The organism is Fundicoccus sp. Sow4_H7 (assembly GCF_052115865.1).
Classification (GTDB): domain Bacteria; phylum Bacillota; class Bacilli; order Lactobacillales; family Aerococcaceae; genus Fundicoccus_A.
In genome coordinates this window covers 1-317 of sequence record NZ_JBQKME010000041.1, presented here as the reverse complement: position 1 = coordinate 317, position 317 = coordinate 1, and the positions used below count along the sequence as shown (strand labels likewise).

General features: G+C 38.2%; 1 protein-coding gene. It reads left to right on the top strand.

Translation table 11 applies throughout. The features are described from left to right. The coding region (locus ACTQ54_RS12465) for an SdrD B-like domain-containing protein (protein ID WP_441757260.1) at window positions 1–317 on the top strand (317 nt) is incomplete at both ends.

The following is a 317-nucleotide window of genomic DNA, read 5'->3' as shown; positions in this document are numbered from 1 at the left end:
AAACATATGCAGTTGGGGATTATGTTTGGATAGATGCAGATAAAGATGGCGTTCAAAATGATTCAGAAGTATTACCAGGAGTAACTGTTGAATTATTAGACGGTGAAGGTATTGTAGTCGCAACAACGACAACGGACGAAACTGGCTACTACTTATTTGATGAATTAACAGCAGGCAACTACAAAGTTAAATTCACTTTAACAGCAGAACAAGCTGAGCAATATGAATTTACTACACCAGATGCAGGCGATAATGATGCAGCGGATTCAGATGCAGATTCTGAGGGTTATACAATTGAGTTCACATTAGATGAAACC